The following is a 25,047-nucleotide window of genomic DNA, read 5'->3' as shown; positions in this document are numbered from 1 at the left end:
CCTCAGCGGTGCCGGGCCAGCACCTTGCGCACCGCCTCGACCAGCCCGGTCTCGGGCACGGCGAACTGGGCCTCGGCCTGCTGGCGCAGGTAGGTCTCGCGGTCGGGGGCGGAAGACAGCGTGGCGCCGAGCACGAGGTCCTTGATCGACACGGTGCCCTCGGCGCGCTCGTTCGAGCCCTGGATGACCGCGCAGGCGGCGTTGCGGCGGTTGGCATACTTCAGCTGCGCGTTCATGCCGCCGGCGCCGCCGAGGTAGAGCTCGGAGCGGATGCCGGCGTCGCGCAGCGTCTTCACGAAGCCCTGCAGGCGGGCCATCACGGCGCTGCGGTCCTCTGCCTTGTCGACGAGCGACAGCACGACGACCGGGCCGGCCTCCTCCTGCGCGCCGACCTTGCCGAGCACCTTCAGCGCCGCGAGCAGGCGGGAGACGCCGATGGAGAAGCCGGTCGCCGGCACGGGCTCGCCGCGGAAGCGGGCGACGAGGCCGTCGTAACGCCCGCCGCCGGCCACGGAGCCGAAGCGCACCGGGCGGCCGTCGTCGTCCTTCACCTCGAAGGTGAGTTCGCCCTCGTAGACCGGCCCCGTGTAGTACTCGAGGCCGCGGACGACCGAGGGGTCGATGGTGACCCGGCCGTCGTCGTAGCCCGCCGCCGCGACGAGGGCGGCGATCTCGGCGAGTTCCGCCACGCCCTCGGCGCCGCGCTCCGAGCCCGTTACCACGCCGGCGAGGTTGGCGACGGTGGCCGCTGTCGTGCCGCCACGCGCGGCGGTGAAGGCGAGGACGCGCTCGATGGCATCCGGCTCCAGCCCAGCTCCCTTGGTGAAGTCGCCGGACACGTCCATCCGCCCGGCGCCGAGCAGGGCGCGGACGCCCTCCGGCCCCACCTTGTCGAGCTTGTCGATGGCGCGCAGCACCGTCAGGCGGCGGCCGGCGTTGGCGTCGCCGGCGAGGCCGATGGCCTCCAGCACGCCGTCGAGCACCTTGCGGTTGTTGACCTTCACCACATAGTCGCCGCGCGGGATGCCGACGCGCTCCAGCGTGTCGGCCATCATCATCGCCGCTTCGGCGTCGGCCGCGACGGAGGGGGCGCCGACGGTGTCGGCGTCGAACTGCATGAACTGGCGGAAGCGGCCGGGGCCGGGCTTCTCGTTTCGGAACACCCAGCCCACCCGGTAGCTGCGGTAGGGCTTGGGCAGCCGGTCGAAGTTCTCGGCGACGTAGCGCGCCAGCGGCGCGGTGAGATCGTAGCGCAGCGACAGCCACTGATCGTCATCGTCCTGGAAGGAGAAGACGCCCTCGTTCGGCCGGTCCTGGTCGGGCAGGAACTTGCCGAGCGTCTCCGTGTACTCGACGAACGGCGTCTCCACCGCCTCGAAGCCGTAGAGCTCGAAGATCTCGCGGATGCCGGCCAGCATGCGCTCGGTGGCGGCGATGTCGCCCGGGCCCCGGTCGCCGAAGCCGCGGGGCAGGCGCGCCTCCACCTTGCGGGGCTTGTCGGTGCCGTCGTTCGCCATGGTCCTGCCGTCCTTCGGGAATGTGCGGGGGCGTGGTAGCGCGGCGGGCCGGCAGGGGCAAGCGTGCGGGCTCAGCCGCCCGTGGCCTCGTCGTGGGTCTGCCGGGCGTCGGACGCGATGCGCCCGTCGACGAGATGCACCCGCCGGTCGGCGCGGGCGGCGAGCCCGAGGTCGTGCGTGACGACGCAGACCGCCTTGCGCTCCTCGTCCACGACCCGGCGCAGGATGGCGAGGACCTGCTCGCTGGAGGCCGTGTCGAGGTTGCCGGTCGGCTCGTCGGCGAGGATGAGCGGCGGGTCGTTGGCGAGCGCGCGGGCGATGGCGACGCGCTGGCGCTGGCCGCCGGAGAGCTGGTCCGGCCGCTTGCGGATGTGGGCGGCAAGGCCCAGCGCGTCGAGGAGGGCGGCGGCACGCTCGCGCTGGCGCGCCTCCGGCAGCCGGGCCAGCGCCCGCATCGGCAGCATGACGTTGTCGAGCGCGCTGAACTCCGGCAGCAGGAAGTGAAACTGGAAGACGAAGCCGAGATGGGCGAGGCGCAGGGCGGCCCGCTCGTCCTCGTCGATGCGCGTCGTGTCGCGCCCGTCGATGCGGATGATGCCGGAGGTCGGCACGTCGAGCAGGCCGAGCAGGTACATCAGCGACGACTTGCCGGAGCCCGACGGGCCGGTGATGGCGACGAATTCGCCGTGATGAACCGCGAGGTCGATATCGCGCACGAGGGTGGTGGGGATCTCCCCGCCCAGGATGCGGGTGGCGCCGACCGCCTCGACCACCGGCGCGTCGGTCACGACGCCCCCCGGATGATCTCGACCGGGTGCACCCGCGCCGCCTTTCGCGCCGGGAACCAGCCGGCGATGACGGACGAGGCCAGCGCAACCCCGCCGGCGAGCGCATAGTGGCGCCACGTGTAGAGGACGGGCAGGCGCGTGGCGTCGGTGAAGCCGGTCCGGAACTCGATCAGCCCGAGGGCGGTGCACATCAGGTACCCGAGCACCCATCCGATGACGGCGCCGACGACGCCGATCACCGTCGCCTCGAGCACGAAGATGTTGCGCACCGTGTGCTCGGGCAGGCCGAGCGACTTCATGATGGCGATGTCGCGCGCCTTCTCGTGGGTGATCGTCGAGACGATGTTGAAGGTGCCGAACGAGGCGACGAGGAGGATGGCGCCGACCACCATGATCATGATGGCGTTGCGGATCTGGAAGGCGGAGAGCAGGTCCTCGTGCGCCTCCTGCCAGGACACGGCCTTGTAGCCGGTCTGCGTCTCGATGCGGGCGGCGACCTCGCGGGCCGCCATGGCGTCGTCGACGCGCACGCGCAGCTCGTTCACGAGCCCGGTCTGGTTGGCGAGGATCTGGGCGGTTCGCACCAGCGTGTAGGCCTGCGTGTCGTCGACCATGCGGCTTCCCGAATGGAAGAGCCCCACGACCTGCGCGTAGAGGGGGCGCCCGTCCGCCGCCGTCACCGACAGCGTGTTGCCGACGCGCACGCCGATGCGGGTGGCGAGCCGGTCGCCGAGGATGATGGCGTTCGACGCCTTCCAGAGGTTGTCGAGCGAGCCCTGCTGCATCTGCGAGGCGAGCTGGGAGACGTGCTTCTCGCGCCGCGGGTCGATGCCGATGACGGTGGCGGCCGTGTCTCGACTGCCGAAGCGGATGATGGCCTTCGACTGGACCGAAGGCGCCACCGAGCCTGGGATCCAGCCCTCCAGCGACGCCATGATGGCGTAGGGGTTCTTGATGCCGCGCCGTTCCGCCTCGGTCGACAGGCTGCGGATCTCGACCGCGGCGTAGCGGTCCTCCGCGGGCTGGCGCGTCGCCTCGCGGCGGTCGTCCTCGACCGAGATGTGGGGCAGGCTGTCCACGAGCTGGCGGATGAAATCGTGCTGCGACCCCTCCATCAGCGCCGCCATCATCACCGAGAAGCCGACCCCCGTCGCGACGCCGAGCACGCCGACCACCGTCTGCCGGAGACGCGAGCGGACGTGGGTGAGGGCGACGTCGAGGACGAGGTTCATGGCTGCGGGACCCGAACGCGTTCGCCGTCCTGCAACTCGGCGGCAGGGGAGACGATCCGCTCGCCCTCGGCCAATCCTTCCGTCACCTCGACCATGCGCGTGCCGCGGATGCCGAGGGTGACGGGGACGCGCGTGACGCGCGGGCTCTCGAGGCGGAACACGGCGCCGCCCGCGACCGCCTCGGATGGGATGACGAGGGCCGACGGCGTCTCGCGCACGACGATGTTCGCCTCCACGCTCATGCCGATCAGCAGCGGCGTATCGTCGGGCAGGCCGAGATAGACGCGGAACGTCTTGGCGACGGGATCGCCCTTGGGCGTGATGTCGGAGACCGTGGCGGTGAGGGTGCCGGCGCCGAAGCCCTCGTTGCGAAGCAGCACCTTCTGGCCCGGCTTCACGCGGGGCACGTCCTCCTCGTTGACCTCGGCGACGATGCGCAGCGGCTTCGGCTGCCCCACCCAGAAGACGACGTCGCCCTGGCCGACGATCTCGCCCAGCGAGAAATCCTGCCGCAGCACCACCCCGTCCATGGGCGCGCGCAGGATCAGCGCCTCCATGCGCTCCTTCACCACGGCGATGCGGGCGGTGGATTCCTTGAGGCTGGTGTTGGCCTGGTCGACGGCGGTCGCCGAGGCGGCGTTGCGCTCCAGGAGCCCGGAGAGGCGCTGGAACTCCTTCTCGATCAGCGCCCGGCGGGCCTCGAGCTCGGCGAGGCCGGCGCGTTCCTCGGCGTCGTCCTGGCGGGCGAGGATCTGACCGGCCGTCACCGTCCGGCCCTCGCAGTCGCACATCTCGACAAGGCGCTTGCGCTGCAGCGGCACCACCTTCGCCCACCGCACCGGCTCGACGGTGCCGGTCGCGTAGACCACCTCGGCAACGGAGCCGCGCGTCACCTGGACGACACCGACGAGCGGGCCGCGGCCATACTCCCACCACGCTGCAGTGGCCGCCGCCACCACGGCGATCCCGCCCAAGACCCACCGACCGATCGCCACGCCGTCCACCCTGATGACTTCGACCCCAGACTAGCAGGAACCCGGCTGCGGTGGCGTCAGGAAGAACACCGGGACCCCGGCTCCGGGACCGTCGGGTGCGCGCAGGGCAGGTGTGCGCGCGTTCGTGCGACGAACCGGGCGGAAAGTCGCACAATCTGCGAGTCTGCGGTCGGCGCCGGCCGCAGACTCGCAGAGGCTTCGAACCGCGCCAACTTCCTTCGTGGAGGGGCTCCTGCTACGCTTTCATTCCGTTGCCTGTCCCTGCGAGGAGCTCCGCGCCATGTCGGCCGCCCAAGATGCCTTTTCGAGCCGCTCGGCGGCGCCCAACGATCTCGAGGCCTTCTGGCTGCCCTTCAGCGCCAACCGGAGCTTCAAGAAGAACCCCCGGATGATCTCCGGGGCGAAGGACATGCACTACATCACCCCGGACGGCCGCCATGTGCTGGACGGTGCCGCGGGCCTGTGGTGCTGCAACGCCGGGCACAACCGCAAGCCGATCGTCGAGGCGATCCAGCAGCAGGCGGCCGAGCTCGACTACTCTCCGGCCTTCCAGTTCGGCCACCCGAAGGCGTTCCAACTCGCCTCGCGCATCGCCGCGATGGCGCCGGGCGACCTCGACCACGTCTTCTTCACGAACTCGGGCTCCGAGGCGGTCGACACCGCGCTGAAGATCGCGCTTGCCTACTGGAACGTCCGCGGGCAGGGGCAGAAGACGCGCCTGATCGGCCGCGAGCGCGGCTACCACGGCGTCGGCTTCGGCGGCATCTCGGTGGGCGGCATCGTCAACAACCGCAAGTTCTTCGGCTCGCTGCTCGCCGGCGTCGACCACCTGCCGCATACCTACAACCGCGCCGAGCAGGCCTTCTCGCGCGGCCAGCCGGAGTGGGGCGCCCACCTCGCCGACGACCTCGAGCGCATCGTGACGCTGCACGACGCCTCGACCATCGCGGCGGTCATCGTCGAGCCGATGGCGGGCTCCACCGGCGTGCTTCCGCCGCCCAAGGGTTACCTCGAACGGCTGCGCGCCATCTGCGACAAGCACAACATCCTGCTCATCTTCGACGAGGTGATCTCCGGCTTCGGCCGGCTCGGCACGCCCTTCGCGGCCGACCGCTTCGGCGTGCAGCCGGACATGATCACCTTCGCCAAGGCGGTGAACTCCGGCACGGTCCCCATGGGCGGCGTGATCGCCCGCAAGGGCATCTACGACACCTTCATGAAGGGGCCGGAGCACGTCATCGAGCTGTTCCACGGCTACACCTACAGCGGCCATCCGCTGGCGGCGGCGGCGGGGCTCGCGACGCTCGACCTCTACCGCGAGGAGAAGCTCTTCGAGCACAACGCCGCGATCGAGGAGACCTGGTACGACGCGGTGATGACGCTGAAGAGCCTGCCCAACGTGCTGGACATCCGCACCATGGGCCTCGTCGCGGGCATCGACCTCGCCTCGCGTCCGGATGCCTTCGGCCAGCGCGCCTTCGACGTCATGGACCGGGGCTTCCGCGAGTTCGACGTCATGATCCGCATCACCGGCGACACGCTGGCGCTGTCGCCGCCGCTGATCATCACGAAGAACCAGATCGACGAGCTGATCGACAAGGTCGCCAAGGTGATCCGCGCCGTCGCCTGAGGGCAGGGCGCAAGGCTGGCCGTTCCGTCGCCCTCCCGGAAAGAAGGGGGGCGTCCCTCCTGTAGAGGCGGCGCGACCCGCTCCCCCATGTGGGGAGGGGCAGGGGCAGGGGTGCGGGGCCAAGATGCAACGCTGCCGGACCCCGTCCCGACAGAGCCGTGCGGATCGACGCGCCCCCCACCCTCGATCCCTCCCCACGAGGGGGAGGGCGGCGCGTCGTGCCGGTGGCTGGCGATCGTGGCAGGCGCCTTAGCCCGCGGCCGCCCCGTGCCGACCGTGTTCCTTGACAGGCGCGGCCGCGGCCCTTACCGCCCCGGGGTCCTCCACCGCCCGGAACCCTTCATGACCGCCACGCCCGTCCCCGTCCTCCACGGCTTCGCGCCGCTGGCGTCCCGCTACGACGTGATCCTCTGCGACATCTGGGGCGTGCTGCACGACGGCCTGAAGGCCCATGCCGGGGCAGGGGACGCGCTGCGCCGGTTCCGCGCCGGCGGCGGCACCGTGATCCTCGTGTCGAACGCGCCGCGCCCGTCCGAGACGGTGGTGCCGCACCTCGATCAGCTGGGGGTCATCCGCGAGGCGTGGGACGGCATCGTTACATCCGGCGACGTCACCCGGGCGATGCTGTCGGAGACGGACGATCCCTATTTCTGGCTCGGGCCCGACCGCGACGGGCCGCTGTTCGACGGCCATGCCGAGCGCTCGGTGGCGTTCGAGGCGGCGCGGATGATCGTCTGCACCGGCCTCATCGACGACCGGACTGAGACGCCCGCCGACTACGCCGACGTGCTGGCGCAGGCGAAGTCGCGCGACATGACCTTCCTCTGCGCGAACCCCGACCTCGTGGTCGAGCGGGGCAACGAGATCATTTACTGCGCCGGGGCGCTGGCGGAGGCCTATGCCGACCTCGGCGGCCGGGTGCTGTGGGCGGGAAAGCCGCACCGGCCGGTCTACGAGGCCGCGCTCAACGTGGCGGAATCGATGCGCAAGGCGGTGACACCGCTGACGCGGGTGCTCGCCATCGGCGACGCGCTGCGCACCGACGTCGCCGGTGCCAACGCGCTCGGCGTCGACTGCCTGTTCTGCGCCCGCGGGATCCACACCCATGAGTTGGGGCTCGCCGATGGCCCGCTCACCGACGAGCGCCTGTCGCGGTTCCTCGCCGCGGCCCCGCTGCGCCCCACGGCCGCCATGGACAAGCTGGTCTGGTAGACCGCATCCCGCCGGCCTTCACGGGCGGTGCGGCGTCGCTTGCGCAGGCGCCCGCGATCGTGACGGGCTGGGCCAAACCTTTCGAAGGGTTCATTTTGGCGGGCCTGCCGCCCCATGCTAGGGGTGTCGCGACGCTCCGCCGGGTCGCCCGGCGGCACCCCCGTTGCTGAAAGGCCACCGCATGTCCGACACCCCCGCCCGCGCTTCGGGCCCGATGCCGGTCATCCCCGCGCTCGTCGTCCTCGCCTTCGCCCTCCTCGCCGGTGCTCTCGGTGCAAGCTGGGGCGACAAGATGATCATCGGCATGGGCGTCGTCGGCGTGCTCTTCGCCGGGGCGCTCTACCGGTCGGCGCCGGTCTCGTCGTTCCTGCGCATCTTCCTCGGCATCTTCGCGGTGGAGTACGTCGCCTTCGGCGCCGCGCTGCTGCTGGTCAAGGCGAAGCTCTGGCCCGAGGCGCTGGCGGACTTCTCGCCGCCGGCGAGCCTTCCGGTGACGGTCGGCATCTTCGGCCTGCTCGTCTTCGCGATCTCGCACGTGCCGGTGATCCGCACCATCATGCGCATCGCCGACCGCTACTTCGACACGCCCGAGATCGGCGTCGCCCGCATCTGGCCGTTCGGGACGGTGCGGATGCGCGAGGCGACGCTGGCGCGCATGGCGGTGGTGTTCCTCGTCGTCGTCAACCAGGCGCAGGTGGCGATCAACGTGCGCCTCTCGTTCTTCAACCGGGACTGGTTCAACGCCATCCAGGAGAAGAACGCGGACCTATTCTGGTCGCTGCTCTACACCGTGTTCCTGTTCTGGGCGGCCATCTACATCGCCAGCGCGATCATCGAGTTCGTGGTGAAGTCGGGCCTCACCATCCGCTGGCGGCAGTGGCTGACGGACCGCTACGCCGGCGAGTGGCTCGGCGACGGGACCCACTACCGCATGGCGCTCGGCGGGAACGACACGGACAACCCCGACCAGCGCATCGCCGTCGACATCGACCGCTTCGTCGAGTCGACCTACGGCTTCTCGATCACCCTGCTCGCCACTGTGAGCTCGCTCGTCTCCTTCTCCATCATCCTGTGGAACATCTCGTCGGCCTTCACGATCCCCGGCACGGAGATCGTGGTTCCAGGCCTGCTGTTCTGGACGGCGCTCGTCTATGCCGGCGTCGGCACGCTGATCACGCACTGGATCGGACGGTCGCTGGTGGGGCTGAACTTCGCCCAGCAGCGCTACGAGGCGGATTTCCGCTTCTCGCTCGCCCGCCTGCGCGAGTACGGGGAGCAGGTGGCGCTGCTCGACGGCGAGAAGGCCGAGCGCCAGATCGTCATGGGCCGCTTCGGCAACGTCATCGGCAACTTCTGGCAGATCGTGAACCTGCGCAAGAAGCTGATGGCCTTCACCGCCAGCTACGGGCAGATCAGCCCGATCATCCCCTACGTCATCGCGGCGCCGTTCTACTTCCTCGGCAAGGTGCAGCTCGGCACGCTGACGCAGACGGCGGGCGCCTTCGGCCGCGTCGAGGGGGCGCTCAACTTCTTCGTCGACTATTACGTCTCGCTCGCCGACTACAAGTCGGTCATCGACCGCCTGACAACCTTCAACGACGCCATCGACCGGGCCCGCGCGCTCGGCCAGACGCCGCCGCGCATCGCCATCGACCAGGCGGCCCAGGACGGGGTCGGCGTCGAGCGGCTCTCGCTCTCGCTGCCGGGTGGCCGGCGCATCGTCGACGTGGAGGCGCTGGAGCTGAGGCGCGGGGAGTCGGCGCTGATCACCGGCCCGTCGGGCTCGGGCAAGTCGACGCTGCTGCGCGCCATCGCGGGAATCTGGCCGTTCGGCGAGGGACACATCCGGGTGCCGCGGGGAGCCAGCGTCATGCTGCTGCCGCAGCGGCCCTACCTGCCGCTCGGCTCGCTGCGCGGCGCGGTGACCTATCCGGGCGTCGCCGGCAGCTATTCCGACGACCAGATCCGCGAGGCGCTGGCTGCGGCGCGGCTGCCGGACCTCGTCGACCGGCTCGACCAGGAGGACGCGTGGTCGGCCCGCCTCTCCGGCGGCGAGCAGCAGCGCGTCGCCATCGCACGCGCCCTCCTCGCCAAACCCGACTGGCTCTTCCTCGACGAGGCGACGTCGGCGCTCGACGAGTTCACGGAGGCCGCCCTGTACAGGATGCTGGCGGAGCGGCTGCCGGGCACGACGATCGTGTCGATCGGCCATCGTTCGACGCTGCTCGGCATGCACGCGCGGCACCTCGAGATGCAGCCGCGGCCCGACGGCACCTTCGGCCCGGCCGACGCCGCGGCCCGCGCCACCGCCTGACGGTGCGGAACCCGGGGCGACTCGCCTTCGGCCGCGTTTGCGGCTTGAATGCAGCCGCCCCGAACGCCGGACCCCCGCGATGCGCCTACCCCCGCTGCTCCTTGCCCTGTCTGCCGCCGCCGCGATGCTGCCGCTCGGCCCTCCGGGCGCCATGGCCCAGGAGGATCGTGCCTGGGAGGAGTGCAAGAGGAACCCCGAGCCGGACTGGGTGATCTTCAACTGCACCGCCGTGATCGACGGCGGGATGCCGCGCAGCAACACGCGCAAGGCCCGCGCCCATGTGCTGCGCGCCGGAGCCTACGAGCGAAAGAAGACGATCGAGACCGCCCGCGCCGACCTGAACCGGGCCGTCGAGCTGGCGAAGGCGAACGCAGACATCCTCATGGCGAGGGCCGAGTTCCGCATCCGCCAGGGGGAACTGGAGGCCGCCACCGAGGACGTCGAGGCCGCCTTCGCCGTGGCCCCCAACGCGGCGCGGGTGTGGTTCGGCCGGGCCACGATCGCCCGGCAGCGCGGCGACATCGCGGGCGCCGTCGCGGCACTCGACAAGGTCATCGCCCTGGACCCTCGCTATCCCCGCGCCCGTACCTTGCGGGGCGAACTGGGCAGCGCGACGCCTGCCACGCCCGGCACGGCGCGCACCGGCAGCTGACGTTCAGTCCTCGCGGACGGCCTCGCCCTCGATCTCGAACAGGAAGGCCGGGCTCGCGAGCCCGATCGCCTCGATGTAGGTGCAGGCCGGCGCGTGGCCCCTGAGCCGACGGTCGCGCACGGTGCGGAACGCGGCGACGGAGCCTGCCGGCACGCACAGCCCGGTGATCTTGACGAGGTCGTGCACGGTCATCCCCGCATGGGCGAGCACCGCCTCGAGGTTGTCCCAGGCGACCTCCATCTGGGCCTCGAGGCCGTCGGCCACGGTCCCGTCCGGGCGCACGCCCACCTGGCCCGAGATCAGCAGCCGCCGACCCTTGGCGGCGTGGAGCGCTCCCTGCGAATAGCGGGAGGCCGGGGGGACGATCCCCGGCGGGTTGAAAAAGTCGGGCATGCCGCGTCGAAGCCTCCTGTTCCCGGTTGCCGCCGGCGTCGGCGTCACTTTACTGGACGACAGGCGGAAGCGAAGGCGATTCGGCATCGGGACGACCGGCGCCGTCGAGCCGGGTTTGGATGGGCGACGTGAGGCGCAGGAACGACGCCATCGTCATCGGGATCGCGATCGTCACGGTGGCCCTCGCCGTCGCCGCGACCGTCTGGGCCGGGCTGCGCGTGTCGTGGACCACGGCTGCCCTCGCCGGCATGGCGGTCCTGCTCGTCGAACTCGCCATCGCCGCGCGCTGGTTCCGCGGGCCGCGCCCCGCGGCCGGGAGTTCGCGGTTCCCTTCGCCTGCGCCATCCTTCACGGCTCCACCGGTGCCTGCCCCGGCGCCTCCCGATGACGGCACGATGGCCGCGCGGCTGGAGTCCATCGAGAACGGCCTGCGCACGGTGGCCCGCCGCTGCTTCGAGCTCGACCAGCGGATGCAGGAGCTCGAGCGCAGCGCTGCCCAGCGGGACCACGCGACGCTGAAGGCGGTGAGCGTCGAACTCGGTGTCGTCGGGACGTTGGTGCGGGACTTGGCCGAGGTCGTGGCGTCCCACGAGACGGAGCTCTTCGGGGACGGCGAGCGGCGGCGGCCCGATCCCTCGGCGGCAGGACGGCGCGAGGCGCCGATCGTGGAGCCGCCCACGGAACGGATCGTGCCCAACGCGCCGGTCCGCAAGCCGGCCAGGGCCAACGTGCCGGTGGCCGAGGCGGCCGACTCCATCGCGCCGATGGACGTGCTGAAGGACCTGCCGAGGGAACTCGTGCCGGACGCTCCCGAGCCCGCGCCGGAGGCGCCCGTGGCCGCCCCGGCGCCCGCAACGCCCGCCCCAACGCCCGCGGCGGCATCGCGCCCCGCCGCGCCCGCCGAGCCTGCGGCCGCCAGCCAGGCGGTCCGGCGGGCGCTGGTCTCGGGGGCCATCGACCTCTTCCTGCACTCCATCGTCTCCCTTCCCCAGCGCAAGGTGCGCATCTACGAGGCGCTCGGCCGGGTGCGGGAGCCCGACGGCAGCTTCGCCGAGTCGGACACCGTGGCGCAGGCCGCGGCGCGGCTGGGGCTGACCGTCAAGCTGGAGACCGACCTGTTCCGCGCCGTGTGCAAGGTCGCGTCCCATCTCGCCGCCCGCGAGCGCGACGTGCCGGTGATGTGCCCGGTCAGCCTCACCACGCTGTGCGAGCCCGGCTACTTCGCGGTGCTCTCCACCGCGGCCGAGCAGGACCGACAGGTGGCGGTCCGGGTCGTGCTGCGGCTGCGGCAGGCGGAACTCGCCCGGGCCGGCGTGCTGGAAGGCGAGGCCATGGAGGCGGTGCGGGCGCTCGGCTTCCGCTTCGCGCTGGACGGCGTCAGCGACCTCAGGCTCGACGCCCGCGACCTCGCGGGCCGCGGCATCCGCTACGTGAAGGTGCCGGCACCCCTGATGCTCGCCGCGTCGGAGGGCGACGTGCCGACGGAAATCCATCCCGCCGACCTCGCCGATCTCCTCGCCCGCCAGAGCGTCACGCTGGTCGCGTCCGCCGTCGACAGCGAGGCGATGGTTCTGGAGGTGCAGGAGTTCGCGGTGCCGCTGGCGCAGGGCCCGCTGTTCTCGGGCCCGCGCCCTGTCCGCGGCGAAGTGCTGACCAACGACGCCCCGCCGCCCCGGGAGCCCGCGGCTCCGTCGCAGCCTGCCGCCGCTGCCGCGACCGCGCCCGAGCCCGCGAAGCCGCAGCGCCAGCCGCTGCGGGCCTTCCTGCGCCGCACCAGCGCCTGACGCGTCAGGCGACGAGGCCGCGCATCGGCGCGAGCGCCTCCGTCTCCGGAAATACGACCCGTCCGAGCGTGGCGGCCGACAGGCCGAGCTGGTCGGCAAGCACGCCCTTCATCACGGCCCGCAGGTCCGTCGTCGGGCGCAGGTCGCGGCCCTCGTGCAGGTCGGCCGGCTTCAGGCCGGGCCAGTCGGCGATGATGCGGCCTCCGGCGACGGCGCCGCCCACCAGGAACGCGACGGTCGCGGTGCCGTGGTCGGTGCCGACCGTGCCGTTGACGCGGGCGGTGCGGCCGAACTCCGTCACGACGAGGATCGTGGTGTCGGCCCAGGCCGGGCCCAGCGTGGTCTCGAAGAGCCCCAGCGCCGCGTCGAGGCCGGACAGCAGCGTGGCGAGCCGGCCCTTGGCGGCGCCCTCGTTGGCGTGGGTGTCCCAGCCCTCGAAGGCGAGGGCGGCGACGCGCGGGCCGTCGGGCTCCGCCAGCAGCCGCGCAGCGCCGGCGGCGACCTGCTTCATGCCCTCCACCGTGTCCGGTCCGCCACGCGGTCGCGCCGCGTCACCGGAAAGGCCCGACTTCATGGCGAGGCGGTCGGTGTCGAGGCCCTTGCCCAGCGCGTCGGCCAACGCCGGGTCGCGGTGGCGGTAGAGGTCCATCACGCGGGCGGCGAGGTCGTCGCCGGCCTTGGGCAGGCTCTGCGGCGCCCAGCCGAGGACGGGCACGCCGCCGCGGATGACCAGTGGCGCCACCGCGCCGACGCCGACGCCGCCGCGCGTCGCGACGCGCTCGCCGGAGGGGAGGGCGCCGAGCGCGCGGTTCAACCAGCCCGAGTCGAGGCGGCCAGGACCCGGCTGGCCACTCTCCAGCACGTCCTGCCCGTCGAAGTGCGAGCGCTCGCGGTAGTTGGTGGCGGCGGCGTGCACCACCAGAGCCTGCTTCGCCCGCCACAGGCGCCCGAAGGTCGGCATGGCGGGGTGGAGCACGAAGAAGCCGTCGAGGGCGAGGCCGGCATTGTCACCGTCCCGCGCCAGCGCGATGCCCTCGCGCATCGCGACGTAGTCGGGATCCCCGACTGGCGCCACGGCGGACAGGCCGTCGAGCGCGCCGCGCAGGACGATGGTGACGACGCGTGGGTCGCGGGTGCCCGCCGCGGAGGCGAGGCGCGGCAGGAAGGCCCATGCCGTGAGCATGCCGCCCATGCCGAGGACGGCGCGGCGGGACGGCGTCAGCGCTTCGCAGAGCGAGGATTCAGACATGGCGGACCTCACCGGCGCTGGAACTCGGGCGACATGAAGAGCAAAGCGAGGCCCTGCGGCCGGCTCTCGGCACGGGCCACGGCCTGCCGGGTCTCGGGGGAGGCGGCCGGACCCAGAACCTGCTCCAGCAGGTCGCGCGGGTTGAGCTGCGCCGACTGGCGACCCCACTGGGCGGCGAGGTCGAGCCGCGCCGCCATGCCTTCGGGCGAGGCCCAGCTCGCGACGCGATCCGGAAAGCCGTTGGGGCCGGGCGGCTGCCACAGCGGCTGGCCGAGGGCGGAGAGCCAGCCCAGGGCCTGCGGCGGCTCGGGCACGCGGCCCGTGGCGCGAAGGCCCGCGGCGAGAAACTCGACGGGGCTGCGAAGCTTGCCGGGCGGCGTCGACCATGCCTCGGGCGCCGTGACAAGGGCCTTGGTCACCTCGAAGAGGTCGCCGTCGGTGTCGCGGAAGCGCTTCTCCAGCACCTCGACGAGTGCCGGCGGCGGCTCGTCGGAGACGAAGTGGCGAGCCAGCTTGCGGGCGACGTGGCGGGACGTCGATGGGTGACGCGCCAGCGCGTCCAGCGCGGCCATGCCCTGCTCCAGCCCGCCCTCGGCATAGCTCGCGCGCAGCACCTCGTGGGCGCCGGGCTCGTGGCGCGCCGGCGCGAAGGTGAACCGACCGCCGTGGAGGAGGTCCTCGTCCGTGCTCGTCACGGTCCAGCCGGTGATGATCCGGGCAAGCGCCGTCACGTCGGCCTGCGTGTAGCCGCCGTCGACGCCCAGCGTGTGCAGCTCGAGAATCTCGCGCGCGAGGTTCTCGTTCAGGCCCCGCCGGCTGTTGCGGCCGTTGCGGGAGTTCGGACCGATGGAGGCATTGTTGTCGAGATAGTAGAGCATTGCCGGATGCGTCTCGACCGCCTTCAGCATGTCGGCGAAGCGGCCGAGCACGTGGGGCCGGATGGCCTCGCGCTCGTAGGCGCCCGCGCAGGCGCGCAGGTTGCCGCCCTTGGCGACGGACACGCAGAAGTGGTTCGACCAGAACAGCGCCAGCCGCTCCAGGAGAGGCGTCTCGGTCTGGGCGAACTGGGCGAGGCGCGCGCCGGCCTCGGCGCGGAACAGCACCTGCTCCACCTGCGGCTCCGGGCGCGGGCCCATCGGCTTCGGGACGGCGGCGGCCAGCGGCCGCTGGTCGGCCATCGCCATCGGGGCGGCCGGGCCGCTCCCGGACGATGCCATCGCCTGCCGCTCGCGCTCCCGCTGCATCTCGGCCAGCCGGTTGGCGCGCAGGGCCTCCTGCGAAGACGCCAGCCCGCCGGCCTGAACCTCGGCCGCGGCGCCCCGCTTCAACTGGGACGACACGGCCCCGCGCGGGTCGCCCGCGATGCGCTGCGCGTCGCCGGGACGGGCGCCGAGGCCGAAGCGGTTCAGCGCGTGGAGCAGGTCCTGCGAGCCGGCGGCCATGGCGCCTCCTGCAATCTTCGATTGATATGCATCATTTGCCGGGACTATGACTGCACCGCGGCAAAGATTGATAAAACCCGATGTTTCGGGGGCTGATCACAAGCTAAGCGCGAACACGCCCTGCAGAGACAAGCGTTCCTTTCTTATCCGCTTGCAAAGTGGTGAACCAGCAACCGGAAGGCGAACGAACGTCGAACGAAGCGCTTGCCGGAGCCGGCGAGTCGTCCCATCTTCCGGCCATGGCCAGATCCCCGAAGTCCCCGTCGCGGCCGACGCGCGCCAAGGCGTCGAAGCCCGAGCTGAAGCCCCTCGACGAACACCTTGCGGCGCTCCTCAACCCGGCGATCAACCGCGAGCGCGGCGGCTTCGGCGAGGGGCCGCAGGCGCCGTTCGATCCGGGGTCGGCACAGCCGGCAGACCCGGCGCTGGCGCGAAAGCTCGGCCTCGGCAAGGGGGCGCCGGTTCGCGGCAAGGGCACGGACGAGGCGCCGAGCCCGGGCTCGCGCCGGCGCGATGTCGGCCTGTCGCGCGACGACATCCTGAATGCCGCGCCCAAGCGCGTGCGGCAGGGCAACGTGCTGCGCGACGATGACGAGGACGCGCAGCTCGTGCGCAACGGGATGACCGGCGCAACTGCGACGGTCGACTCGCTGAAGGCGCTGCTCGAGCTCGGCGACCCCAACCTGCGCGAGCGCAGCGTGTGGGCGCCGCACCGGCCGCCGCGACCGGAGAAGTCCGAGGGCGGCATTGCCTTCAAGCTGGTCTCGGAGTTCGAGCCGCGCGGCGACCAGCCGCAGGCCATCGCCGAGCTCGTCGACGGCGTCGACCGCCACGAGCGCGACCAGGTGCTGCTCGGCGTCACCGGCTCGGGCAAGACCTTCACGATGGCGCAGGTGATCGCCCGGACGAACCGTCCCGCGCTGATCCTTGCGCCGAACAAGACGCTGGCGGCACAGCTCTATGGGGAGTTCAAGAGCTTCTTCCCGGACAACGCGGTCGAGTACTTCGTCAGCTACTACGACTACTACCAGCCCGAGGCCTACGTCCCGCGCACGGACACCTACATCGAGAAGGAATCGTCGATCAACGAGCAGATCGACCGCATGCGCCACGCCGCGACGCGCGCGCTGCTGGAGCGGGACGACGTCATCATCGTCGCATCCGTGTCGTGCATCTACGGCATCGGCTCGGTCGAGACCTACACGGCGATGACGTTCTCGATCCGGGCGGGCGAGACGCTGGACCAGCGCCAGCTCCTCGCCGACCTCACCGCGCTCCAGTACAAGCGCTCGATGGGCGACTTCCAGCGCGGCACGTTCCGCGTGCGCGGCGACGTCGTCGAGATCTTCCCGGCCCACTACGAGGACCGCGCCTGGCGCGTCAGCCTGTTCGGCGACGAGGTGGAGTCGATCCAGGAGTTCGACCCGCTCACCGGCACCAAGACGGCCGACCTCGAGTTCGTGAAGATCTACGCGAACTCCCACTACGTCACGCCCAAGCCGACGCTGCAGCAGGCGGTGAAGAGCATCAAGGAGGAGCTGAAGCAGCGCCTCGAGGAGCTCTACCGCATGGGCCGCCTGCTGGAGGCGCAGCGGCTGGAGCAGCGCACGCTCTTCGACCTCGAGATGCTGGAGGCCACGGGCTCGTGCGCCGGCATCGAGAACTATTCGCGCTACCTCACCGGCCGCAAGCCGGGCGAGCCGCCGCCGACGCTCTTCGAGTACCTGCCGGACAACGCGCTCGTCTTCACGGACGAGAGCCACGTCACCGTGCCGCAGATCGGCGGCATGTACCGCGGCGACTTCCGCCGAAAGGCGACGCTGGCCGAGTACGGGTTCCGCCTGCCGTCCTGCATGGACAACCGGCCATTGCGCTTCGAGGAGTGGGACGCGATGCGGCCGCAGACCGTCCACGTCTCGGCGACGCCGGGCAACTGGGAAATGGAGCGCACCGGCGGCGTCTTCGTCGAGCAGGTCATCCGTCCTACGGGCCTCATCGACCCGGTGGTGGACGTGCGTCCGGCGCGCGCGCAGGTCGACGACCTGCTCGGCGAGGTGCGCGCCGTCTCGGCCGCCGGCTACCGCACGCTGGTGACGGTGCTGACGAAGCGCATGGCCGAGGATCTCACCGAGTACCTGCACGAGAACGGCGTGCGCGTGCGCTACATGCACTCGGACATCGACACGATCGAGCGCATCGAGATCCTGCGCGACCTGCGGCTCGGCGCCTTCGACGTGCTCGTCGGCATCAACCTGCTGCGCGAGGGCCTCGACATCCCCGAATGCGCGCTGGTCGCCATTCTCGACGCCGACAAGGAGGGCTTCCTGCGCTCCGAGACGTCGCTGATCCAGACCATCGGCCGCGCCGCCCGCAACGTCGACGGCCGGGTCATCCTCTACGCCGACCAGGTGACGGGCTCCATGGAGCGCGCCATCGCCGAGACCAACCGCCGCCGCGAGAAGCAGCAGGCGTGGAACGAGGCGAACGGCATCACGCCCGAAAGCGTGAAGCGCAACATCGGCGACATCCTCGAGAGCGTCTACGAGCGCGACCACGTCCGCGTCGACACCGGCGTGGCGAAGGAGGGGCAGCTCGTTGGCCACAACATGAAGGCGACGCTGGCCGACCTCGAGAAGCGCATGCGCGAGGCCGCCGCCAACCTGGAGTTCGAGACGGCCGCGCGGCTGCGCGACGAGATCAAGCGCCTGCAGGCCACCGAGCTCGTGCTGGCCGACGACCCGCTCGCCACTCAATCGGACGTGGACGAGAAGACCGGCGGCTACCGCGGGCCGCGCAAGTACGGCGAGGCCGCGAACCTTCCCGCCAAGGTCCCGGACACGCGCGCCCGCAAGCCGACCCTCGACGAGATGGGCCCCCACAACCTCGGCGGCGGCACCGGCCGCCCGCTGGGCGCCGACGCCGCGGCCCGCAGCAAGGCGGGCCGGCCGGGCACGCGGGCGTTCAGGGGGAAGAAGGGTGGTTGAGCAAGGCCGGGACAGTTAATCCCGGTTGAGGGCATTTGTCAGAGCTGTTTCACTGCCGCTTCAATCGTTCGAATTATATCGACTTCCATTGATCTGTTCTTTTTCCGGAGGCTCAGCGCATGGTCCGCGCCTTTTTCGTTCGTGTTGTTGCCGCCTTTCTTGGTCTGGGGGTGATCGGCAGCGTCGCGGGCGCTTCGGCTGAGGCCCAGGAAACCCGGACAGCGCCCGTGCTCGCATACGTCGCGCCGCCGGAACTCTTCCGGCTCGATGGCTCCGCGCCCGCTGATCCGAAGATCGTTGTCCCGCCGTTCGGTCCCATGCCGGCATATGATCGGCCTAACGGGAAAAGGATCGGGACGTTCGCCGGCAGGTTGACAACGTCGGGCGGAGATGAAGGAGGCGCTGGCCCTATTCGGCTCCAGATCGGGTTTCCTGTGGTCAAGCGCGAGTTGCACCTTAATCTCGGGGAGTCGGGCTACATGATCCTCGGGCTGACCACCGAAGACGAGCCTGTCGTCGAGGGGGATGTCACCTGGTCCCGGATCGTTCCCTGGATGGACGGCAAGCGCGTTCCTGCCGACGCGGTCTGGATCAGGACGGCGTCGAAGGACGTCCTCTCCTATTTCGACAAAGCCACGACCCTGCAGGGGGTCGAAGTCTGGTGCGAACGCCCGGGTGCCTGCCGGAAGGCGCCTCAGAAGCTGAAGGACTTGTTGGCGGAAATCAACGACTCGCAGGAGCCGTTCAGTTATTCGCTCAAGGCGGTGAGGGCGTCGAGCGGCGTCTATTATCGGTTGGTGGTGCAGAAGCGACCGGGGCTCATCATCCCCAAGGACATCCTGCCGTACCTTGACGGCTACTTCCCAGCGTTTCGCCCTGACGGCACCCACGTCGGTCAGTTGGAGGGCCAGGGTTGCTGACGGGATTGCGTTTCAACCTTTGGAGTTATCGCCGCGGTCCGCAGCAAGACGGGCCGGCCGGGGACGCGGGCGTTCAGGGGGAAGAAGGGTGGTTGAGCAAGGGCGGGATGCTTAACCGGCGTTGAGGGACATTTGCGTACGGCCTTCATCGGCGCTTCAGTCGTTCGAATTATACCGAAGGTCATTGATTTGTTTCTTGCCGGACGCCCAGCGCATGTTTCGCGCCTTTTTCCTTCGTGTGTTTCCAGTCCTTTTCGGCCTCGCCGCCACGGGTTCCGTCGCCGGCGCTTCAGCCCAGACCCCCGAGGCCCGGTCGGCGCCCGTCATCGCCTACGTGGCCCCGCCCGAGCTGGTCCGGCTCGAACTCTGGAGCCAGGGCGAGCCGCAAACCTATGTGTGGCCGTTCAAGCCCATGCCCGCCTACGACCGGCCCAACGGGAAGAGAATCGGAACGTTCATCGGCAGCGACCCCCCTGCGACCGAGAATGGCGGTGGTGGCATGGGTGACGTCAGGCTCCAGATCGGCTTCCCCCGCGTCAAGCGGGAGCTGGGCGTCAACCTCGACATGTGGAGCTATGACGTCTACGGGCTGACGACCGAGGACGAACCGCTCGTCGAGGGCGAGTTCACCTGGTCCCGGATCGTCCCGTGGCACGAGGGCAAGCGGGTTCCCGCCGACGCCGTCTGGATCAAGACGCCGACGAAGGACGTCCACTCGTACTTCGACAGGGCCACCTATCTGGAGGGTATCGACGTCTGGTGCGAACGCCCGGGGGTCTGCCGGACAGCGCCGCAGAAACTGAAGGACCTGATCGCGAAACTCAACGACGACTTCGGAGCCTACACACTCAAGGCGATCAGGACGTCCAGCGGCATCTACTATCGAATGGACGTGCGGAAGAACCCGGCGCCGACCATCCCCAAGGACATGCAAACCTTCGTCGAGGGCTTCTTCCCGGCTTTCCGTCCCGACGGCACCCATGTTGGACAATTTTACCCCAAGGGCTGCTGACGGAGGCGCCCCCCGCCCAGACGAGCGCCGCGCCTTGGCTCCGGGCAGGCATCCGTGTTCTGCCCGACGCCGGGCCGTTCCGGCTCCTGCTATCGTCGTCGCATCCGACCGGGGGGAGACGATGAAACGTCATGGCAAGGCCCGCGAGGCCGCGAAAAAGCAGGGCAAGGGTCCGGAGGTCGCCGACGCCGGTGCCGGCAAGCTCTCGCGCAAGGACTACGAGAAGCATCTCGCCAAGCTGCATGCGGAACTGGTGGCGCTGCAGCTCTGGGTGCAGGAGACGAAGGCCAAGGTCTGCATCGTCTTCGAGGGGCGCGACGGGGCCGGCAAGGGCGGCACGATCAAGGCCATCACCGAGCGGGTGAGCCCGCGCGTGTTCCGCGTCGTCGCTCTGCCGGCGCCGACCGAACGCGAGAAGACGCAGATGTACGTGCAGCGGTACCTGCCGCACCTGCCGGCGGGCGGCGAGATCGTGATCTTCGACCGCAGTTGGTACAACCGCGCCGGCGTCGAGCGGGTGATGGAGTTCTGCACGGAGGAGCAGGCCAGGAAGTTCCTCGCCGTGGTGCCGGCCGTCGAACGCGCGATCGTCGAGAGCGGCGTCATCCTGCTGAAGTACTGGCTCGACGTCTCGCCGGAGGAGCAGACGCGGCGCATCCGCCAGCGCATCGACGACCCGCGCAAGGTGTGGAAGCTGTCGCCCATGGACCTCAAGTCGTACAGCCGCTGGTACGACTACTCCCGGGCCCGCGATGAGATGTTCGCGCGCACGGACACGGCATGGGCGCCGTGGTTCTTCGTCCAGTCGGACGACAAGAAGCGCACGCGCCTCAACATCATCGCGCACCTGCTCAAGCAGATCCCGTACGAGCGCGTGAAGCGCGAGAAGGTGGTCCTGCCTGACCGGCAGAAGGCGAAAGGCTACGTCGAACCGGATTATCCGTACCGGCTCGTGCCTGCGGCATACTGAAGCCTGCCGTCGGCTTCACGTTGACGGCGGGAGCCGAAGCGGCCGTGGTCGCGTTGTGGGATTTTCAGGAGAGCCCGCCATGCGACTGCCACCCCCCGTTCCCGATCCCGTCGGCCCCGGCCAGGAGAGCGTCTGGACCTATCCGCGCCCGGCGATCATCCGGCGGTCCACCCGGCATGTCCGGATCGTGTTCGGCGGGGTCGTGATCGCCGACAGCCGGAGGGCGTGGCGGGCGCTGGAGACCAGCCATCCGCCGACCTGGTACATCCGCCCCGACGACGTGCGCATGGAGTTCTTCCACCGCTCGCCGGGCTCCGGCAGCGTGTGCGAGTGGAAGGGCCCGGCGATCTACTACGACATCGACGTCCCGCCCGGCGGCGGCCATTCGGGCGGCTCGGCGAAGCGGGCGGCATGGTCCTACCCGCGGCCGACGCCCGGCTTTGCCGAGATCACCGACTACATCGCCGTGTACCCCGCGCTGATGGACGCCTGCACCGTGGACGGCGAGACCGCGCGTCCCCAGGAAGGCGGCTTCTATGGCGGCTGGATCACCAGCGACCTCGCCGGCCCGTTCAAGGGACCGCCGGGGACCGAGGGCTGGTAGGGAGCGGGGCGGCCTGCCGCTCGCGTCCCGGCCCTTCCGGCGCATGCTCGGCCTCCGTCCAGGCTGTCATCCCCGGCGACCGGCGCAGCCGGTCGGGAAGGGGATCCAGACCTCCCGGACGATCCTTCGGCTGGATCCCCTTCCCGCGCCTGCGGCGCGCCGGGGATGACGGCGGGAAGGGGCAGCGCAAGGGACGCCGGGAGGCGCGGCGCCCCCTTCACCGTTCCCCTCAAGGCTTCAGCCGCAGGATGCGCCCGTCGGGGTTGTCGGTCACCAGGTAGACGAACCCGTCCGGGCCCTGCCGGACGTCGCGGATGCGTTCGTTGAGGCCGGTGAGGAGCCGGTGCTCGCGGGCGATGCCGTCGCCCTTGAGTTCGAGCCTCACGAGCATCTGCCCGCGCAGGGCGCCCACGAGGAGGCTGCCCTTCCAGCCCGGATAGGCGTCCGACGTGACGAAGGCCATGCCGGACGGCGCGATGGACGGGTCCCACACGTAGACGGGCTGCTCCATCCCCGGCTTGGCCGTGCCCTCGCCGATCTTCGCGCCTGAATAGTCGACGCCGTAGGTAATGACCGGCCAGCCGTAGTTGCGACCGGGCTGCGGGATGTTGATCTCGTCGCCGCCGCGGGCGCCGTGCTCGATCGTCCACAACTGGCCCGTCTGCGGGTGGATGGCGGCCGACTGAGGGTTGCGGTGCCCGTAGGACCAGATCTCCGGCAGCGCGCCGGCCTTGTCGAGGAACGGGTTGCCGGGGGCCGCGCCGCCCGTGGGGCGGATGCGGACCACCTTGCCGAAATGCGTGCCGAGGTCCTGTGCCTTCTCGCGGGCCGAGAACCGCTCGCCGAGCGTGACGTAGAGCATCCCGTCCCGGTCAAAGGCGAGGCGCGAGCCGAAGTGCATGGAGGAGCGCAGCGTCGGCATCTGCCGGAAGATGACGCTCACGTCCTCCAGCGACCGGTTGTCCGGCGAGAGCCGGCCGCGCGCGACCGACGTCCCGCTGCCGTCCTCGCGCGGCTCGGCATAGCTCCAGTAGACGAGTCGGTTGGAGGCGAAGCCGGGGTCGACGGCAATGTCGAGGAGGCCGCCCTGGCCCTGGGCCTGAACCGGCGGCACGCCGGCGAGCGGAGCGGAGACGACGCCGTCTTTCACGAGGCGAATGCGGCCGGGCCGCTCGGTGACGAGCATGGTGCCGTCGGGGAGGAAGGCGAGGCCCCAGGGGTTGGAAAGGCCGCCCGCGACGGTTTCCACCTTGGGCTGGGCCGGCTGGGCGACCGCGTTGCCGGCAGGAAAAGCGAACGCCGCCGCGAAGGCGGCGGCGGCGAAAACGTGTCCGATGCGTTCCGTCATGGTCCTCTCCGGCCCCGGCCTCGCGGCACGTAGGGTCGGGGAGGGGAAGGTTCAACGGGGCGCGACGATCGGCGCGGCCGGATCGAGCGTCAGCGCCTCGGCCGGGCGGGCCATCAGCACGGTGACCGTGGCGACCGCCATCATGGCCGCCAGCCAGAGCGACAGGACGAGGTGCCGGCGGGCCTCGACGCGCACCTCGGTGGGGCGGCGGGTGGCGGTGCGGGGCATCGTCAGGGGGGCGTAGCAGTCGGTCATCGGTCTTCTCCGGGGGCGTCATCGCCTGTCGTGAGAGGACCATGCCCGAGGTCGCGTCCCGCGGATGTGCGAAAACGCACACGGCGCGCGGCGGTCGGCGGGTGCCGGGGAGGCGGCGAAAGCATCGACTTTCTCTTGCCTCCCCGGGGAGCGGAGACTACGGTCCCGCCGCCCGCGAGCCGAGCCGCGGCTGCATCGACCTTCGTATCCGCCGAACTCTCCGGAGCCCTGCCATGGCCTTCCTCGCCGACGCCCTCAACCGCGTGAAGCCCTCCGCCACCATCGCGGTCACGCAGAAGGCGCGCGACCTGAAGAACCAGGGGCGCGAGATCATCAGCCTGTCGGTCGGCGAGCCGGACTTCGACACGCCCGAGAACATCAAGCAGGCCGCCATCGACGCGATCCGCCGCGGCGAGACGAAGTACACGCCCGTCTCCGGCATCCAGCCGCTGCGCGAGGCGATCGCGAAGAAGTTCAAGCGCGAGAACGGCCTCGACTACAAGGCGAGCCAGACCATCGTTTGCACCGGCGGCAAGCAGGTGCTCTACAACGCCTTCCTGGTGACGCTGAACCCCGGCGACGAGGTCATCATCCCGGCGCCTTACTGGGTGAGCTACCCCGACATGGTGCTGCTGTGCGGCGGCACGCCCGTGTTCGTCGACTGCCCCCTCGAGAACAACTTCAAGCTGAAGGCCGAGGACCTCGACCGGGCCATCACGCCGAAGACGAAGTGGCTTGTGCTGAACTCGCCGTCGAACCCGTCGGGCGCCGCCTACACGCGCGACGAGCTCAAGGCCATCACCGAGGTTCTGCTGAAGCACCCCCACGTGTGGGTGCTGACGGACGACATGTACGAGCACCTCGTGTTCGGCGACTTCGTCTTCACGACGCCGGCGCAGATCGAGCCGAACCTCATGGACCGCACGCTGACCATGAACGGGGTCAGCAAGGCCTACGCCATGACCGGCTGGCGCATCGGCTACGCCGCCGGGCCGGACAAGCTGATGAAGGCCATGGACATGGTGCAGGGCCAGCAGACGTCGGGCGCCTGCTCCATCGCCCAGTGGGCCGCCGTCGAGGCGCTCAACGGCCCGCAGGACTTCATCCCGATGAGCCGCAAGGTGTTCGAGGAGCGCCGCGACCTCGTCGTGTCCATGCTGAACCAGGCGAAGGGCCTGAAAACGCCGGTGCCGGAGGGCGCGTTCTACGTGTACCCGTCCTGCGCCGAGCTGATCGGCAAGACCGCGCCGTCGGGCAAGGTGATCCAGACGGACGAGGACTTCGTGTCCGAGCTCCTGGAGGCCGAGGGCGTCGCGGCGGTGCACGGCTCGGCCTTCGGCCTCGGCCCGAACTTCCGCATCTCCTACGCCACGTCCAACGCCCTGCTCGAGCAGGCCTGCGCCAAGATCCAGCGCTTCTGCGCCAGCCTGCGCTGAACCGCCCCAGGCCGACCGCGGCGTCGCTCCTCATCCGCCTCCGCTGACGCGGAGGCGCCTTCTCCCCGTGCGACGAGGAGAAGAGACGGCTCCGCACGTTCCGGGGACGCTTACGGCCTGCGTCTCCCTGCGGGCATGGAGGGTGACGCGGTCGGACCGTCCGGGCACTTCCTTCTCCCCGCCCGCGGGGAAGGTGGCCCGAAGGGCCGGATGAGAGGGGGCCGCCCCGCCTCGTTGCGAGCCATCCGAGTGGCCGACTGCGGAGGGCCCACGAGCTCCTGCGGCGCCGCTCCCGCATCCGGAAGAGCCC

The 25,047-nt window shown here is 70.7% G+C and carries 20 protein-coding genes; 11 read left to right on the top strand and 9 right to left on the bottom strand.

Annotation, left to right across the window (positions count from 1 at the left end; genetic code table 11):
* Positions 1-2: 2 nt before the first annotated feature.
* From hisS to ACX9GQ_RS12255, 4 genes are all read right to left on the bottom strand, one after another.
* Positions 3-1,517 (bottom strand): histidine--tRNA ligase, encoded by a 1,515-nt coding sequence (gene hisS, locus ACX9GQ_RS12270; protein WP_459629829.1) that lies wholly within the window; start codon positions 1,515-1,517, stop codon positions 3-5.
* A 71-nt stretch (positions 1,518-1,588) separates the two neighbouring features.
* Complete coding sequence (locus tag ACX9GQ_RS12265; RefSeq protein ID WP_459629828.1) at positions 1,589-2,305, bottom strand: ABC transporter ATP-binding protein; 717 nt, start codon at positions 2,303-2,305, stop codon at positions 1,589-1,591.
* A complete protein-coding gene (locus ACX9GQ_RS12260) occupies positions 2,302-3,537 on the bottom strand; it encodes an ABC transporter permease (protein ID WP_459629827.1) in 1,236 nt (411 codons plus the stop codon). The genes ACX9GQ_RS12265 and ACX9GQ_RS12260 overlap by 4 nt, the downstream gene beginning before the upstream one ends.
* Positions 3,534-4,532, bottom strand: coding sequence for an efflux RND transporter periplasmic adaptor subunit (locus ACX9GQ_RS12255; RefSeq protein WP_459629826.1), 999 nt, complete (start codon positions 4,530-4,532; stop codon positions 3,534-3,536). Before ACX9GQ_RS12255 ends, ACX9GQ_RS12260 begins: the two co-directional genes overlap by 4 nt.
* Before the next feature lie 280 nt (positions 4,533-4,812).
* On the opposite strand from ACX9GQ_RS12255, the gene aptA reads away from it, so the two are divergent.
* From aptA to ACX9GQ_RS12235, 4 genes are all read left to right on the top strand, one after another.
* Positions 4,813-6,162: an omega-aminotransferase AptA gene (gene aptA, locus ACX9GQ_RS12250; RefSeq protein WP_459629825.1), complete on the top strand. Its 1,350-nt coding sequence runs from the start codon at positions 4,813-4,815 to the stop codon at positions 6,160-6,162.
* 342 nt (positions 6,163-6,504) lie between these two features.
* On the top strand, positions 6,505-7,374 hold the full coding sequence (locus ACX9GQ_RS12245; RefSeq protein ID WP_459629824.1) for an HAD family hydrolase: 870 nt from the start codon (positions 6,505-6,507) through the stop codon (positions 7,372-7,374).
* Positions 7,375-7,555: 181 nt separating this feature from the next.
* The gene (locus tag ACX9GQ_RS12240) at positions 7,556-9,688 is read left to right on the top strand and encodes an ABC transporter ATP-binding protein/permease (RefSeq protein ID WP_459629823.1); all 2,133 of its coding nucleotides are present in this window, start codon (positions 7,556-7,558) and stop codon (positions 9,686-9,688) included.
* Positions 9,689-9,767: 79 nt separating this feature from the next.
* The gene (locus ACX9GQ_RS12235) at positions 9,768-10,340 is read left to right on the top strand and encodes a tetratricopeptide repeat protein (RefSeq protein ID WP_459629822.1); all 573 of its coding nucleotides are present in this window, start codon (positions 9,768-9,770) and stop codon (positions 10,338-10,340) included.
* A 3-nt stretch (positions 10,341-10,343) separates the two neighbouring features.
* Here the strand turns inward: ACX9GQ_RS12235 and ACX9GQ_RS12230 are convergent, their stop codons facing one another.
* Positions 10,344-10,733, bottom strand: a complete 390-nt coding sequence (locus ACX9GQ_RS12230; protein ID WP_459629821.1) for a RidA family protein — start codon at positions 10,731-10,733, stop codon at positions 10,344-10,346.
* A gap of 128 nt (positions 10,734-10,861) precedes the next feature.
* Here ACX9GQ_RS12230 and ACX9GQ_RS12225 point away from each other — a divergent pair, with 128 nt between their 5' ends.
* A complete protein-coding gene (locus ACX9GQ_RS12225; protein ID WP_459629820.1) occupies positions 10,862-12,517 on the top strand; it encodes an EAL domain-containing protein in 1,656 nt (551 codons plus the stop codon).
* A gap of 4 nt (positions 12,518-12,521) precedes the next feature.
* Here the strand turns inward: ACX9GQ_RS12225 and ACX9GQ_RS12220 are convergent, their stop codons facing one another.
* Entirely contained in the window at positions 12,522-13,766 is a 1,245-nt protein-coding gene (locus ACX9GQ_RS12220; RefSeq protein WP_459629819.1) for a DUF1501 domain-containing protein, read from the bottom strand.
* Positions 13,767-13,774: 8 nt separating this feature from the next.
* Complete coding sequence (locus ACX9GQ_RS12215; protein WP_459629818.1) at positions 13,775-15,208, bottom strand: DUF1800 domain-containing protein; 1,434 nt, start codon at positions 15,206-15,208, stop codon at positions 13,775-13,777.
* A gap of 239 nt (positions 15,209-15,447) precedes the next feature.
* On the opposite strand from ACX9GQ_RS12215, the gene uvrB reads away from it, so the two are divergent.
* From uvrB to ACX9GQ_RS12190, 5 genes are all read left to right on the top strand, one after another.
* Positions 15,448-18,192: an excinuclease ABC subunit UvrB gene (uvrB, locus tag ACX9GQ_RS12210; RefSeq protein WP_459629817.1), complete on the top strand. Its 2,745-nt coding sequence runs from the start codon at positions 15,448-15,450 to the stop codon at positions 18,190-18,192.
* Positions 18,193-18,311: 119 nt separating this feature from the next.
* Positions 18,312-19,112 (top strand): hypothetical protein, encoded by an 801-nt coding sequence (locus tag ACX9GQ_RS12205; RefSeq protein ID WP_459629816.1) that lies wholly within the window; start codon positions 18,312-18,314, stop codon positions 19,110-19,112.
* Positions 19,113-19,326: 214 nt separating this feature from the next.
* Positions 19,327-20,124: a hypothetical protein gene (locus ACX9GQ_RS12200; RefSeq protein ID WP_459629815.1), complete on the top strand. Its 798-nt coding sequence runs from the start codon at positions 19,327-19,329 to the stop codon at positions 20,122-20,124.
* Positions 20,125-20,245: 121 nt separating this feature from the next.
* On the top strand, positions 20,246-21,094 hold the full coding sequence (gene ppk2 / locus ACX9GQ_RS12195) for a polyphosphate kinase 2 (RefSeq protein WP_459629814.1): 849 nt from the start codon (positions 20,246-20,248) through the stop codon (positions 21,092-21,094).
* Between the two features lie 79 nt (positions 21,095-21,173).
* A complete protein-coding gene (locus ACX9GQ_RS12190) occupies positions 21,174-21,698 on the top strand; it encodes a DUF427 domain-containing protein (RefSeq protein WP_459629813.1) in 525 nt (174 codons plus the stop codon).
* 229 nt (positions 21,699-21,927) lie between these two features.
* On the opposite strand, the gene ACX9GQ_RS12185 is transcribed toward ACX9GQ_RS12190, so the two are convergent.
* On the bottom strand, positions 21,928-23,046 hold the full coding sequence (locus ACX9GQ_RS12185) for a PQQ-dependent sugar dehydrogenase (protein ID WP_459629812.1): 1,119 nt from the start codon (positions 23,044-23,046) through the stop codon (positions 21,928-21,930).
* Between the two features lie 51 nt (positions 23,047-23,097).
* The gene (locus tag ACX9GQ_RS12180; protein ID WP_459629811.1) at positions 23,098-23,301 is read right to left on the bottom strand and encodes a hypothetical protein; all 204 of its coding nucleotides are present in this window, start codon (positions 23,299-23,301) and stop codon (positions 23,098-23,100) included.
* Between the two features lie 233 nt (positions 23,302-23,534).
* Between ACX9GQ_RS12180 and ACX9GQ_RS12175 the strand changes: the two genes are divergently transcribed.
* Positions 23,535-24,737 carry a pyridoxal phosphate-dependent aminotransferase gene (locus tag ACX9GQ_RS12175; RefSeq protein WP_459629810.1) on the top strand — a complete coding sequence of 401 codons (1,203 nt, stop codon included), beginning with the start codon at positions 23,535-23,537 and terminating at the stop codon, positions 24,735-24,737.
* The last annotated feature ends 310 nt before the right edge of the window (positions 24,738-25,047 follow it).

The sequence above is a fragment of the Alsobacter sp. R-9 genome, assembly GCF_054612375.1.
This window is presented reverse-complemented; position numbering and strand designations above follow the sequence as displayed.

Bases quoted from the DNA above. Each gene is read 5' to 3' on its own strand.
- aptA (WP_459629825.1), top strand. From the start codon at position 4,813: ATGTCGGCCGCCCAAGATGCCTTTTCGAGCCGCTCGGCGGCGCCCAAC.
- ACX9GQ_RS12175 (WP_459629810.1), top strand. From the start codon at position 23,535: ATGGCCTTCCTCGCCGACGCCCTCAACCGCGTGAAGCCCTCCGCCACC.
- ACX9GQ_RS12240 (WP_459629823.1), top strand. From the start codon at position 7,556: ATGTCCGACACCCCCGCCCGCGCTTCGGGCCCGATGCCGGTCATCCCC.
- ACX9GQ_RS12180 (WP_459629811.1), bottom strand. From the start codon at position 23,301: ATGACCGACTGCTACGCCCCCCTGACGATGCCCCGCACCGCCACCCGC.
- ACX9GQ_RS12260 (WP_459629827.1), bottom strand. From the start codon at position 3,537: ATGAACCTCGTCCTCGACGTCGCCCTCACCCACGTCCGCTCGCGTCTC.
- ACX9GQ_RS12190 (WP_459629813.1), top strand. From the start codon at position 21,174: ATGCGACTGCCACCCCCCGTTCCCGATCCCGTCGGCCCCGGCCAGGAG.
- ACX9GQ_RS12215 (WP_459629818.1), bottom strand. From the start codon at position 15,208: ATGGCCGCCGGCTCGCAGGACCTGCTCCACGCGCTGAACCGCTTCGGC.
- uvrB (WP_459629817.1), top strand. From the start codon at position 15,448: ATGGCCAGATCCCCGAAGTCCCCGTCGCGGCCGACGCGCGCCAAGGCG.
- ACX9GQ_RS12245 (WP_459629824.1), top strand. From the start codon at position 6,505: ATGACCGCCACGCCCGTCCCCGTCCTCCACGGCTTCGCGCCGCTGGCG.
- ACX9GQ_RS12235 (WP_459629822.1), top strand. From the start codon at position 9,768: ATGCGCCTACCCCCGCTGCTCCTTGCCCTGTCTGCCGCCGCCGCGATG.
- hisS (WP_459629829.1), bottom strand. From the start codon at position 1,517: ATGGCGAACGACGGCACCGACAAGCCCCGCAAGGTGGAGGCGCGCCTG.
- ACX9GQ_RS12185 (WP_459629812.1), bottom strand. From the start codon at position 23,046: ATGACGGAACGCATCGGACACGTTTTCGCCGCCGCCGCCTTCGCGGCG.
- ppk2 (WP_459629814.1), top strand. From the start codon at position 20,246: ATGAAACGTCATGGCAAGGCCCGCGAGGCCGCGAAAAAGCAGGGCAAG.
- ACX9GQ_RS12205 (WP_459629816.1), top strand. From the start codon at position 18,312: ATGGTCCGCGCCTTTTTCGTTCGTGTTGTTGCCGCCTTTCTTGGTCTG.
- ACX9GQ_RS12230 (WP_459629821.1), bottom strand. From the start codon at position 10,733: ATGCCCGACTTTTTCAACCCGCCGGGGATCGTCCCCCCGGCCTCCCGC.
- ACX9GQ_RS12220 (WP_459629819.1), bottom strand. From the start codon at position 13,766: ATGTCTGAATCCTCGCTCTGCGAAGCGCTGACGCCGTCCCGCCGCGCC.
- ACX9GQ_RS12200 (WP_459629815.1), top strand. From the start codon at position 19,327: ATGTTTCGCGCCTTTTTCCTTCGTGTGTTTCCAGTCCTTTTCGGCCTC.